Raw genomic sequence first — 13503 nt, forward strand, 5'->3', positions numbered from 1 at the left:
CGACGTAGTTGCCTACTACGTCTGCAAAACACATCTTGTCTACCTGAAAAATCTTATCTTTTCGGCGGCCGCCGCGCGGTCAGAATAATAGATTTTAATACGCTCTAAAACAATAGCTGTCTTTTGCCTATATTCCATCTGGCGCCCACAGAGAAGATATTGCTTGTGGTAGTTTCAGCCGTTTCAGGATAATTTACTTTTCTGTTCTGGAAACTGGCATCAATAAATAGATTATGCCCTAACATATACGAAGCTCCAATCTCAATATGCTGAATATTGGCTTCGCGACCTTGTCCGATAAAATTATTATAATCGTAAGGGCGTAGTAGATTGTAATTACGCTGAATATTACCTCCCCAGTTAATAAAATTATAATCTTCTCCATGTTGTGCCATCATGAAGTTATAATTAAGTGTTAACCTTTTTAAAGGTTGGTAACGTGCAATAAATAAAAACTCACGGAAGTTTGAACCTAATGGGTGTGCCAGAGGTAGATTATAATGCACAAAATTGCTATAAGTAGAATTATGGCTGTAAGTATATGGCCGCGCCTGATTATATTCTGTTTGTAAATCCAGATTCTTTATTCCTAAGGCATCTATGTAACGCAGTCCAATCTGTGTGGCATATTTGGTTGCCCACCAGCCTTTTCTTTGAAAATGCTTGAAATTAAACTCATCTAATACCAATTGCCCATAAAGTGAAAAATGGCGTAAGAAATTATATTTAAAATCAGCCCCGACAATGGAGTTATCTACACTACCCAGGTGACCTTCAACATAACGATAGAAAATAATAGGATTCAGATAGTTGACATCAAACCCAATTTTGCGTTGCCCGAATACAATAGTTTCAAATAGACCTATATTCAGGTTTTTAGTAATATTGGCACTCAGATGATGAAAAGTGAAGTATTTTGGCGGAATCTGCTCAGTGCCATCTTTCGCCACAGGAACCTGCTTATTAACAGCTTGCGCAAATATATTGATATATTGGAACCGACCGACCTGTGTAATGGCTTTCAGATGCAGATAAGGCGCTGAAAAATCAGATAAAATCAAAGACCTGATGCCTGAACCAATGAAGTTTTTGTCATGCCCGAATTGTAAGGTAAGATTCTTTAGCGCCTTAAAGGTGATATATCCTCTTGCCGAAAAGAAGTCGGTTGTCATTTTGGTTGAATCACTATCAACAACCTTGGTAAATCCTTCATAAGGGAAACCATTATACAACCTCGAATAATCTCTTACATATTGCGGATAGGCAATCTGGTTTTCGGTGAACATGGTATAAAATCCTAATTTCTTATTAAGGTTACCTCTGATCTCAATGCCACGGGTATTAGTAAATAAATTACTATTTGCCAGATTATCACTTCCAGAGGCAAACTGGAAAATCGGGCTGATATGTATATCAAAGTCTTCGTTCTGGAAATAATAAAAATCTGATTTTTTTCGAAGGAAATATTTCAGGAAAGGCTTCTTTGTGGTGTTCTGCTTTGCCTTACTTTCATCCAATCCATCAGGATAATTCTCAGCAAGCCATTCCCAGCTATCATTCTGTAAATATGCCAGATTGAAACGGTCAACGGTAGAAAGTCTGGCAGAAGAGTCTTTTTCTAAATCAACGGTCAATCCTACTAAGTCTTTACGACCAATAGGTTTAACATTGCTATAAAATTTGTTGGAGAGTTTTCCGCTTTTTATCTCGTAGCGTTCAATAAAATGCGAATAATCGTTATTCAGCGGAGTAAACGTACTTTGTGCCGAAGAACTAAAACAAATTACTCCCAGAAAAAAGATAAAACTCAATCGCATTAAAATATGTTCTTTTATATAGCTAAGCTATTTGGTGCGAAAATACGGATAATTCCTTAGTTTATCTCATAGATATTGTAAATTTGTGGAACCAGAAAGTAGAACACGTATATATCTGGCACACTATATGATTAACAAAAAAGGCGAATCTTTGTTCAATCATATTGATTATTAAAACACTTATATTCTTTATGAAATCATTTGTCATTCCGGAAATTTATAAGAGTAATGTCATCGGCAAAATAAAAGAGATACGTCGGACCAAAGATAAACTAAAGAAAGATTTTACCCCGACCGTATTAGACCTGGGTCCGGTTAGATTCTTGATTGCCCGCCATTTTGGTTTTTGTTATGGGGTAGAAAATGCCGTTGAGATTGCCTATAAAACCATCAATGAAAACCCGGATAAACGCATCTTTTTATTGAGCGAAATGATTCATAATCCGGATGTGAATGCAGATTTGCAATCGCAAGGTGTGAAATTCCTGATGGATACCAAAGGCAATCAACTGATTGACTGGAATGAGCTGAATCCTGACGATGCTGTAATAGTACCTGCCTTTGGTACTACGCTGGAAATTCAGAAACAATTAGAGTCTTTACAGATTGACCCTTATAAGTATGATACAACCTGCCCATTTGTGGAGAAAGTCTGGAACAGAGCCTCACAAATAGGAGAGAGAGGATATAGCATTGTAGTACACGGCAAGCCCAAGCATGAAGAAACCCGTGCTACTTTCTCACATAGCAAAGAGAATGCCCCGACAGTGGTTGTCAATGATATAAAAGAGGCTCAAATTTTAGCCAGATATATTAACAAATCATTACCTAAAGAACAATTCTATCAGGATTTTGCCGGACAATATTCGCAAGGCTTTGACCCCGATAAAGATCTGGCACGTATCGGGGTGGTGAATCAGACTACTATGTTAGCATCTGATACTCAGGCTATTGCAGACTATCTGAAACAAGCCATGATTGCTTATTATCAATTGCAACCACAAGAAGTTGAAAGACATTTTGCCAATACCCGTGACACGCTTTGCTATGCTACTAACGATAACCAGGAGGCAACTTATGCTTTGCTCAAAAACAAAGCAGACTTTGCCGTAGTTGTAGGAGGGTACAATAGTTCGAACACCTCGCATCTGGTAGAACTATGTGAAGAAAAATTACCAACTTATTTTATACAGTCGCAAGACAAAATTTTAGACAAAAATTTAATCCAACATTATGATTTGCACAACAAACAAGAGATTACAACTACCTTTATTCCCGAACAGGAAACAACAACGATTCTACTCACCTGCGGCGCTTCCTGCCCTGATGCAATCATGGAAGCAGTGTTGCTAAAGATTTCATCTTTTTTTAATATTGATAAAGAAATAAGCGATGTGGTTGGGGCGTTAGAATAAGAGAAGTGTGAATATTGCTGGATTTTGTTGAATTATTTTTTTAATAAAAAATTAAAGTTTTTATTGATTGGAATAAAAAAATATTTAGTAAATTTACACCTACTAGTCGCTATAACCATTCTAACCATTAATGATTTATGAAAATGTTAGAGTACGTAAAAGTGATCCTGGAAAAAGTAAGTTTTGAAAGTAGTTTGTTTGAAAAAGAATTAAAAAAATCCTTAAAACTATTGTCTTTCCGAGAAGTACGCGAATTGCGGAAATGGTGTTATGAAAAATTTGGAAGTATCTATCGGGGAATTCTGAACAAAACTTTCCATCGGGCACAACTAAGTGTATAGAAAAAATCCTCTCAGACCACTGAGAGGATTTTTTATTGGCATTAAAACTAAAAAAACTAAATGCTCTTCAAATCGTTTAATGTCTGTAAACCAAATTATAGTCAACCTGTTTCAGAACATTACATAATGAGGAAATCGAAGAAAGTATTAATCTCAGGAGCTAGTATTGCAGGCCCTACATTAGCCTTCTGGCTGGCAAAAGCTGGCTTTTCAGTGACAGTTGTTGAACGTTCAGATGCTCTTCGTCTAGGAGGACAAAATATCGATATTAGTGGACCCGCTCAGAAAATAGTTCAGAAGATGGGCATTGAAGCAGCCATTAGAGCCGCGAACACAGGGGAGGTAGGACTACAGTTCGTTGGGGAGAATAATCAACCCAAAGCCTCGTTTCCAAAAGATAAGGAACTCACCTGGACTCAAGAGCTAGAGATTATACGGGGAGACTTGGTTCAGATTCTTTATGATAGCACCAAAAAAGATGTAAAGTATCAATTCGGAGATCCAATCGAAGCACTTGAGCAACACAACGATAGTGTAAATGTAGCCTTTAAAAGTGGAAAAAAAGAAAGCTTTGAGCTCGTTATCATTGCCGAAGGTACCCACTCAAGTACCCGTGAATTAGTATTTGGTAAAAAGCCTATATTCAAATACCTGGGCCTGTATATGGCCTACTTGACCATTCCCCGTCATAAAAACGACAATAAATGGTGGCGCTGGTATAATGCCGTTGACAGCCGGGTTCTCATGTTACGTCCAGACAATCATGGAACCATGCGAGCTTCCATCGCATTTCTAGACGACGAAAAAGGTTATGAGAAATTGTCGTCCGAGAAACAGAAAGACCTGCTCAGAACCAGGCTGGGGGGCGCAGGTTGGGAGGCCGACCGGATAAGCAAGGCCTTAGATAGTTCTGATGATGTCTTCTTAGACAAAATTGGTCAAATTAAGACGCAAGAATGGTCAGATAGAAGGGTAGCAATGATTGGCGATGCCGCCTACTGTCCTACTCCTTTAACTGGAAAAGGAACTACTCTTGCCATAGTAGGTGCCTACCTATTAGCCGGTGAATTAGCTAGATACGAAAATCATGAAGATGCGTTTGCTGCTTACGAAAAAAGAATGCGTCCATATGTAGAAGAGATACAGAAACTACCGCCCGGTATACCCTGGATTGTGTATCCAAAGACCTCATTTGGTGTGTCAGTATTAAACACTATAGCTGGAATTTTTGCCAGTCAGCAGGTTCAAAAACTGGTCAAGCTATTTACGCCTAAATCTAAAGAAAAAAGTAAGCAGGAAATTGATCTTCCAGATTTCAAATGGCCTGATTTAAAAGAAGTACATTCTCATAAATAATGTAATTGAATGTTAAGTTTTGCTTATATACAAATTGAAAGCTATTGCGGCAGCTATTATGATGATTCAATCAGTATTTACCTTATTTCATTAATGGCATAATGATTATAGTCATTCAACAATTGTTTCAAAAACTCATAATCATCATCGGTGCTCTCTATTTTTAGTATATTCTTTAAATGCGCAGCCAATTTATGAATAACTTCCTGATTAAAAGTTTTAACACCCCTTTCCAGAAGAAATTGTATCTGATTGACTTCTTTATCCGTTAAGCGCATAATTTCAGGATATTTCGGCTGATAATCCTTGCTGTTAGTAGCATAGGCATAGATGGTATCTTCTATATAAATCTCTCTATGTGTGGTGCTGATTACAACTGTATTAGCTGCCATATCACCAAAGCGTTGATGCTTTTCAGTAAAGATAATTAGCAAGCCTCCGATTAATGGGCTAAAAAGAGCAAAGAAATAAAAAGCCGGGTGAATAAACACAAATAACCAGATCAGCCACATATCTACTCCCAGAAACAACCACCGGGCAGCACATTGATAGATAGAAGGATAACTGCCGTCGGCACTTACTACTCTTATTTTTACCAGAAGTTTCCCTAAAGATTGCCCATCGTTCAGCCATTCAAACAGAAATGAATAGAAGATAAATGGTAGATAAACTAAAAACGAAATCAGTACCGAACCCCCTAATACATTAATACGGCTAACAGACGAAATAATTAGCAGGTAAACCATCTTGATTATCCAGTCTATTAAAAAGGCACCAAAGCGAACACCAACTTGAGATAATTCAAATTTCAGGTCAATATTCAGGTATGTCGGAACAAAAAATGTTTTCATTTTCGGGCAATCGGTTACCCGATAAAATTATTTTTTTTATTTCTAAAAATATAACTTTCTCAGATATATTTTCTAATTTGCTTCATTGAGGTTTTAACTAAAATTATGCGAGAAAGTACCTTTATTGATAAAAATCTGAAGCGATGGGATGAAATTGAAAATGACTCAAAAACAGATCCGGATGAGATTTCGTCTGATTTCATTGATTTAATGAATGATTTATCTTATGCTCAGACGCATTACCCGCATAGTAAAATTAATGATTACGTAAACTCGCTTTCTGCAAGGGTTTACAAGAAAATATTCCTCCAGCAAAAACAAGATAAAAATCCGTTTTATCATTTCTGGGTAAAAGACTTTCCGGCCATCATTGGGCACAATATCAAAGTTCTTTGGGTAGCTACTGCCATTTTTTGTACTTTCTGCATTCTGGGCTATATCTGTTCTTTTATTGATACTGATTTTATTGAAGGAATTCTCGGACGGAGTTACGTAAGTATGACTGAGGAAAATATTAGAAAAGGTGAACCGTTTGGTGTATATAGTTCTGAAACACCTCTGGTAATGTTCCTTTCCATTTTCTCAAATAACCTTCGCGTTGGCCTTGTTCTATTTATTTCTGGTATAATTTTAGGACTTGGCAGTTTTTATTTTACTTTCTCGAATGGCGTAATGGTAGGTGCATTTCTCTCACTTTTTATTCAGAATAACTTAGGTACTGATGCTGTTTTTGTGATTATGCTGCACGGCACTTTTGAGCTGATGGGTTTAGTACTCGAATGTATGGCAGGTTTTATTTTAGGCTTAAGTTTCCTGTTTCCGGGTACATTAACAAGAAAGCAGGCATTCAGAAAAGGATTGTCAGAAAGTGTGAAAATTTATATCGGAACTATCCCCTTTACTACCATAGCTGCTTTGATAGAAAGCTATGTGACTTATCTCGGTAGGCAGGGGTTTCAGAACAATAATATGCTTGTTATGTTGTTTTTGGCATTGATCTTTATAGGCAGTTGGCTGGTGGTTATCTGGTATTTTTTTATTTATTCTAAAAAGCTGACTGAAAATTATCCTTATGAAAAATATCTGGAAGACATTGTTCATAAATAAAATCTCTATTCTTGGCTGTATTTTTCTTTTTGCATGCACAATGGCTTTTGCCGACAAGGGCAATTTATCAAAGGCGCATGTTGATTCATTGAAGAAAAGCGAAGAAAAACTATGGTATGTAGATAAGTTTAAAATTGAGAAAAAACCTATACCCAAACCAATACCGGAAGAGGAAGAAGAAAGAAGAGAACCAAGTAATATTGGCGAGATTATCGATGATATTATTCAGGTTTCAGTCTGGATAATCATTGGTTTAGCTATTGTTGGGGCTGCTTATCTTATCCTGAAAAACCTGAAAGGATATAAATTTAAAACTAATTCCAAAGTTCAGGTTACTACTGAAGGTATGTCAGAAGAAGAATTGGTAATAAAGAATGTCAATACTGCTGATTTAAGTAGTCAGATAGAAAAATGTATTCAGGATAAAAACTATCGCCTGGCTATAAGGTACTATTATCTATGGGTGATGAAACTATTGAATGAATCTCAACTGATAGAATTTAACATTGATAAAACTAACCAGGATTATACGAAAGAGCTAAGTAAGAAAAATACGCTTTCGAAAGAAAAACTGAATCTTTTTATTCAATGCACGCACTATTATGAATATTTATGGTTTGGGCAATTTGCAATCTCTGAACCATCATTCCTGAAAATTGAAAAAAACTTTAAAGATTTTCTGACTAAAAAAGCATGAGAAGAAATTTACTAATAGTGGGCCTTGTATTGATAGGAATAGTGATTTTTCTCTTTTTCGGTCTGGTTTTTTTTTCTTCTAAGAAAAAGTTTGATACAAATTTTACTGTTAGTCCCAGTTCGTATAAACCCTACGATTGTAAATTTTTTTATGATGAACTGAAACGAAACGCGGGTGGAGGATTCAGGGAAAATACAGTTCGTTTTGAATTAGGTAGTTATAATGCCTTAGCAACAGCCAATAATACTTATGTGATTGTTTCTCCTAATTTTTATCCAAGCTCAGAAGACATTCATCAACTGAAGAAATTTGCCGGAAAAGGAAATAAAGTGTTTATCTCGGCTTTCGGACTTACTACTGAATTCATTGATTCTCTGTATAATTCACCGACAAGTGGCGACCTTCATTCCATCTATCCGCCCCCTTTAGCAGAAGGCCGCTGGAGTATTACCTGGCGAGAAGACAGTCTTACGACTCAATATAATCTATTAGGCCATAAGCCCAATACGGCTATATTAGATTCTATATTTCTAGCTCATAATGATTTAATAACCCATATTGATACGCTTATTGTAGATGATAAAAAATATGTTCAGATGCTTGAGTTAACCTGTGGATATGGTCGGATTTTTCTTTGTAATAATCCGATACTGGTAAGTAATTACTTCTTGCTTTATAAAAATAACTATACGCTTTTTAATAAAATAGCCGATAAAATAAATCTGGCAGATAACAATATTATATGGGATGATTATTACCGGACAGTTAATAGAGTTGGAGATTACCCGGATTATTCGTCTGGCATAGGCCGGAGCGAAGTACTAAGGGTAATTTTCAAGAATCCACCATTGGTGTGGGCCTTTTATACTTTTCTGGCAGGAGCCTTATTATTCCTGTTGATTTATTATAAAAGAATCCAGAAGCCTATTCCAATTTATAATACCCCCAAAAATAATAGCGAGACATATATTAAGGTCGTAAGTGGGCTTTATTGGCAGCAGCAAAATCATAAATCTATTGCTGATAAGCTTATCGCTCAGTTTTTTGAGTATCTCGCACATAATCACCATATACAGATCAAAGATTTTCAGGAGTCAGAATTAGAAAAAATCAGCCTTAAAACGGGCAGAAGCTTACAAAGTATTCATGAGATTTTTGACGAAATCAATAGGATTAAATCGCAGGACGAAATTTCAAAGAAGGACTTAATGAGTATTTATCAGAAAATAAACGCATTTTATCAAGCATAAACATTCCGATGGAAAACGAAGAAGAAATATTTAAAAATAGAATAGACCTCGAATTGGTTACTAAAGCTGTAAATGACATTAAACAAGAGTTAGGCCAGATTGTTTTTGGACAGGAGGAGGTAATAGATCTGGTACTCATAGGGATTCTTAGTGATGGACATATATTAATAGAGGGAGTGCCGGGGGTAGCCAAAACCATGATGAGCAAGCTATTGGGTAAAGTACTGGACATTTCTTTTAAAAGAATCCAGTTTACGCCAGACTTAATGCCCTCTGATGTATTGGGTACTTCGGTTTTCAATCCTAAAACCTTGGATTTTGAATATAAACGCGGGCCAGTTTTCGGTAATATTGTGCTGATTGACGAGATAAACAGAGCCCCAGCCAAAACACAAGCGGCTTTATTTGAGCTAATGGAAGAACGCCAGATAACGATTGACGGCAATACCTATCTCATGGATACCCCATTTATCGTATTAGCAACTCAAAACCCGATAGAGCAGGAGGGAACCTATCGTTTACCCGAAGCACAACTAGACCGTTTCCTTTTTAAAGTAAACATCGGTTATCCATCACCAGACCATGAAGTGTTGATGTTGAAACGTTTCAATTATGAAACCTATAACGATGTGGTAGACAACCTTCAGCCTGTATTAAGTGGTAGACTATTAAAAGAGCTTCGTCAGATTGTGAGGCAAGTGATTATAGACGATAATATTCTGAAATATATTACGCATTTGATTCAGGCAACCCGGAATTATAAATTGCTTGAACTGGGAGCGTCTCCTCGTGCTTCAATAGCTTTGATGCTTGCTTCTAAAGCGAAAGCGGCTTTATCGGGTAGAGATTTCGTGACTCCCGAAGATGTAAAAAGCATGGCAAAACCTACTTTGCGTCACCGGATTATCCTGACTCCGGAAGCCGAAATGGAGGGCGTAAATGAAGATGAAGTACTTGATAATTTATTCTCAAAAGTAGAGATTCCACGCTGATGAATTTCTTTAAATCTTTTTATCTAACGCCCAGAACATTTATCGTTTTAGGTATCTGCATTGCCCTGTTTTGTATAGGGTTAGTGCTGAATCTTAGCTTTGTTATAGGTCAGTTATTGCTGTTTTTGCTCATCTTAGCCATAATAGTTGAAACGATTCTGCTATATAGTAAATCGCAATTGATTAATAGCCGACGGATTCTCCCCAACAGATTAAGCAATGGCGACCAGAACCCAATTGAATTGCAGATTAAGAATAACTCTGCAATGAATCTGGCTTTAACAATCTATGAAGATCTCCCGGATTTATTACAGTTGCGAATCTGGAAAATAGTAGTAAAACTAGAAAAAGCAACCACACAGACATTCATTTATGAGGTAAGACCTACGCTAAGAGGGATTTATACCTGGCAGCACACAAATATCTTATGTAGTACCAATTCACTTGGATTGGTAGCCCGTAAAATGACGTTTGAAGAAATGGTTTCAGTCAATTGTTATCCTTCATTCGAGCAGTTTAAAAAACTACCTCTCAATGCATTGGTCAATAGTTTTTCAGAAACCAGTACAACCAATATTCGTAAAATTGGCCAGAGTCTTGAGTTTGAGCAGATAAAAGATTATGTCAATGGCGATAATTACAGGCATATCAACTGGAAAGCAAGTGCCAAGCAGGGGCGTTTGATGCTAAACCAATACCAGGCAGAAAGAAGCCAGGATATCTATATGGTATTAGACATGGGCAGAAGTATGAAAATGCCATTCAACCAACAAACGCTTTTAGACTATGCCATTAATGGCTCTATTGCCTTAACCAGATCGATACTGGATGTAAAAGATAAAGCAGGATTGGTGACTTTTTCCTCAAAAAACTGTACTTACCTACCTGCGAGGAGTGAATACAAACAATTTGGCACCATAAACGATATGTTATATAACCTGACGACTGATTTTCTGGAATCGGATTTTGAAAGATTATATAAGTTTGTCCGTTTTAAAATAAGGCAGCGGAGCTTATTAATTATCTTTACTAATTTCGACTCAATCAATAGTCTGAAAAGGAATCTGAAATACCTGAAAGCCATTGCCCAATATCATCTGGTATTAGTGGTTTTCTTCGAAAATTCGGAGATTGTAGAATTTGTGAATCAACCTGCGACTCATTTGCGTGACATTTATTCAAATACCATAGGGAAGCATTTTCTGAGTCAGAATCAGCTGATATTAAAAGAATTACTCAAAGCAGGTATTCAAGGTTTACTTACCCAGCCCCATTTATTGAGTATCGAGACCATCAACAAGTATATTCAGATTAAAAGAAAACAAATGATTTAATTGTTTAGAGTATGTTTAAAGCCGCATTTTCGTTTCAAGGTAGAATCAGAAGAGCTGAGTTTGGCTTGACAGTAATGATAAATGTATTTTCTATATTGATAATATTCGCCTTTATTGGCGCATCAAATTCGCTTTGGTTTCTTTTAGGCTATTTTCCGGTTGCCTGGCTTACAATTGCACAAGGAGTAAAACGTTGCCATGATTTAGATAGAAACGGCTGGTATCAGTTAATACCTTTTTATTTCTTCTGGATGCTTTTTCAGGATGGTGACCGTGGAGACAATCAATACGGCTTAAATCCGAAAGGCGTTGGAAACGAAGACGCCTACGATGAAATGATAAGCCAGATTGGGAAATCTTTAAAATCATAATAAAACCGGGAAAGCTACCTGCACGATAACTCTCCCGGCTAATTGTAAAATATATTAATACCCTCTTACCAATTCTGCTGCGCCAAAAACACCTGCGCTATCGCCCAGTTTAGGTTTTAAGAAAGGTGTTTCCACCACACGACTGTTGAAAATAAAGTTCTTCAACTCTTCTGGCCCTTCGGTGTATACTTCATCAATATTACCTACACCACCACCAATTACAATCGCATCAGGGTCAATTACATTGGTGATATAAGAAATAGCCTTGCCGAATGATTTGGTTAAATATTTAACTGTAGCAGTAGCATGTGGATCATTGCCTTCTTTGAAATTCTGGTAAATCTCTTTCATTGTCAACGCCTTACCACTGAGTTTCTCATAATAACGTTGTAGCGATGGCCCTGAAAAAACAGTTTCGTTACAGCCTCTTTTGCCACAATAGCATTCATAGCCATCGTCTTCCAATACATTATGTCCCCATTCCCCACCAATGCCATGTCTCCCATTCAATACCTGCCCGTTAATCACTACACCTCCACCAACACCCGTACCTAATATAATACCAAATACTACTTTCGCATCTGGCACTAAATCTTTTACAATACCCATAGTCGCTTCGGCCAAAGCAAAACAGTTAGCGTCGTTCGCAATTTCAATCGGCAGGCCGAGCGCTCTTTCTAAATCCTCTTTCATCCGCTGGCCATTCATACAAACGGTATTACAGTTTTTCATCGTCTGCGTGCTAGGGTCTAGTGCACCGGGTGTGCTGAAACCTATGGCAGCAGGGGTAAAACCAGTTTCTTCTTTAATCATATCTATTAGTCTGGCAACCTGACTGATAATATGTTCATAACCTTTAACGGCTTCGGTAGGAATTCTTTTTCGTAATAATACTTCGTTTGTATCGGCATTCATTACAACGCCTTCTATTTTGGTACCGCCCAGGTCTACACCCCAAAGTGTTTTCATTTTTTTATATTGCTTAGATAAGGGAAAAACATCACCGAATTGTCTTTAACAAGTCATTAACACTTTGCCAGACAACTTTATACAAACATATAGCATCTAATAGTTAAAGACAAAAAAAACTTAGAAAAAGCTAAAATCGTAAAAAAATGAAACGTACACTAATCTTTATTGGCATAATCCTGTTGGGAGTGGTAGGGTTATCTTCTTGTAATGTATATTATGAAGAAACAGGTAATGGTATCATAGAAACCGAATACCGCCGTGCCGGATATTTCAACCGCATTGAACTCGATTTCGGTGCAGAAGTGATTTTAACACAAGGCCCGGCCCGGGATATTCAGATAGAAGCAGAAGGCAATATCATTCCGCGTATCGTTACCCGTATGAGTGGCAATACCTTGATACTTGATGCTAACGGAAGTATTTATACCAATAAGAAAATCAAAATCTGGGTTCAGACCCCTGATATTTATGGAATTGATGTAGCCAGCAGCGGCCGTGTGATTAGTGATAATAAAATCTATGGTAAAAGCATTGATTTAAGATTATCAGGCAGTGGTTTGATTGACGTTGCCCTTGATATGAAAAATGACGTAAACGCCATATTAAGCGGCTCAGGCCTGATTTTCATGGAAGGAGATACCAAAAATGCCATTTATACTATGACCGGAAGCGGCAAAATCGAGTCTTTCGGCTTACGTGCAGATAATTCAGATGTTGAAATCAATGGCTCAGGCCGTTGCGAAACTACCGCCTATTATAACCTGGATGTGTATATTTCGGGTAGTGGAACAGTTTGGTTTAAAGGCGATCCGAGAATCAGCCATCGTATTTCGGGCTCAGGCAGAATTGTTGATGCCAATTAATCAGTAAGTTTTAAATATTCAACCCTAACGTAACCTGCATATCTGGCAACAGATTTGCAGGTTTTTTATATACGTGCAAAGCATAAATTCGGTAAAAAAATCGTAATTTTGCACTCCTTTTAGCAATATAGAAAGGA

Annotated in this window: 13 protein-coding genes; 10 read left to right on the forward strand and 3 right to left on the reverse strand. The window is 37.1% G+C overall.

Annotation, left to right across the window (positions count from 1 at the left end):
• Nucleotides 1-104: 104 nt before the first annotated feature.
• On the reverse strand, nt 105-1817 hold the full coding sequence (locus ACYVFA_RS09870; protein WP_460471660.1) for a capsule assembly Wzi family protein: 1713 nt from the start codon (nt 1815-1817) through the stop codon (nt 105-107).
• A 191-nt stretch (nt 1818-2008) separates the two neighbouring features.
• Between ACYVFA_RS09870 and ACYVFA_RS09875 the strand changes: the two genes are divergently transcribed.
• From ACYVFA_RS09875 to ACYVFA_RS09885, 3 genes are all read left to right on the forward strand, one after another.
• Nucleotides 2009-3232 carry a 4-hydroxy-3-methylbut-2-enyl diphosphate reductase gene (locus ACYVFA_RS09875; protein ID WP_460471661.1) on the forward strand — a complete coding sequence of 408 codons (1224 nt, stop codon included), beginning with the start codon at nt 2009-2011 and terminating at the stop codon, nt 3230-3232.
• A gap of 137 nt (nt 3233-3369) precedes the next feature.
• Nucleotides 3370-3573 carry a hypothetical protein gene (locus tag ACYVFA_RS09880; RefSeq protein WP_460471662.1) on the forward strand — a complete coding sequence of 68 codons (204 nt, stop codon included), beginning with the start codon at nt 3370-3372 and terminating at the stop codon, nt 3571-3573.
• Nucleotides 3574-3699: 126 nt separating this feature from the next.
• On the forward strand, nt 3700-4929 hold the full coding sequence (locus tag ACYVFA_RS09885) for a Rossmann-fold NAD(P)-binding domain-containing protein (RefSeq protein WP_460471663.1): 1230 nt from the start codon (nt 3700-3702) through the stop codon (nt 4927-4929).
• A gap of 77 nt (nt 4930-5006) precedes the next feature.
• Here the strand turns inward: ACYVFA_RS09885 and ACYVFA_RS09890 are convergent, their stop codons facing one another.
• Nucleotides 5007-5780, reverse strand: a complete 774-nt coding sequence (locus ACYVFA_RS09890; RefSeq protein WP_460471664.1) for an RDD family protein — start codon at nt 5778-5780, stop codon at nt 5007-5009.
• Between the two features lie 105 nt (nt 5781-5885).
• On the opposite strand from ACYVFA_RS09890, the gene ACYVFA_RS09895 reads away from it, so the two are divergent.
• Genes ACYVFA_RS09895 through ACYVFA_RS09920 form a run of 6 tightly spaced genes read left to right on the forward strand, consistent with a single transcriptional unit; the run spans nt 5886 to nt 11531 of the window.
• Nucleotides 5886-6887, forward strand: a complete 1002-nt coding sequence (locus ACYVFA_RS09895; protein ID WP_460471665.1) for a stage II sporulation protein M — start codon at nt 5886-5888, stop codon at nt 6885-6887.
• On the forward strand, nt 6853-7584 hold the full coding sequence (locus ACYVFA_RS09900) for a hypothetical protein (protein WP_460471666.1): 732 nt from the start codon (nt 6853-6855) through the stop codon (nt 7582-7584). The genes ACYVFA_RS09895 and ACYVFA_RS09900 overlap by 35 nt, the downstream gene beginning before the upstream one ends.
• Entirely contained in the window at nt 7581-8834 is a 1254-nt protein-coding gene (locus ACYVFA_RS09905; protein ID WP_460471667.1) for a DUF4350 domain-containing protein, read from the forward strand. The genes ACYVFA_RS09900 and ACYVFA_RS09905 overlap by 4 nt, the downstream gene beginning before the upstream one ends.
• An 8-nt stretch (nt 8835-8842) precedes the next feature.
• Nucleotides 8843-9826, forward strand: a complete 984-nt coding sequence (locus ACYVFA_RS09910) for an AAA family ATPase (protein ID WP_460471668.1) — start codon at nt 8843-8845, stop codon at nt 9824-9826.
• Complete coding sequence (locus tag ACYVFA_RS09915; protein ID WP_460471669.1) at nt 9826-11160, forward strand: DUF58 domain-containing protein; 1335 nt, start codon at nt 9826-9828, stop codon at nt 11158-11160. Before ACYVFA_RS09910 ends, ACYVFA_RS09915 begins: the two co-directional genes overlap by 1 nt.
• A gap of 11 nt (nt 11161-11171) precedes the next feature.
• Nucleotides 11172-11531 (forward strand): DUF805 domain-containing protein, encoded by a 360-nt coding sequence (locus tag ACYVFA_RS09920; RefSeq protein ID WP_460471670.1) that lies wholly within the window; start codon nt 11172-11174, stop codon nt 11529-11531.
• A 54-nt stretch (nt 11532-11585) separates the two neighbouring features.
• Here ACYVFA_RS09920 and ACYVFA_RS09925 read toward each other — a convergent pair whose 3' ends face one another.
• Nucleotides 11586-12500 carry an ROK family protein gene (locus tag ACYVFA_RS09925; protein WP_460471671.1) on the reverse strand — a complete coding sequence of 305 codons (915 nt, stop codon included), beginning with the start codon at nt 12498-12500 and terminating at the stop codon, nt 11586-11588.
• Between the two features lie 146 nt (nt 12501-12646).
• On the opposite strand from ACYVFA_RS09925, the gene ACYVFA_RS09930 reads away from it, so the two are divergent.
• The gene (locus tag ACYVFA_RS09930; protein WP_460471672.1) at nt 12647-13366 is read left to right on the forward strand and encodes a head GIN domain-containing protein; all 720 of its coding nucleotides are present in this window, start codon (nt 12647-12649) and stop codon (nt 13364-13366) included.
• Nucleotides 13367-13503: the final 137 nt, after the last annotated feature.

It is taken from the genome of Emticicia fontis (genome assembly GCF_054779675.1).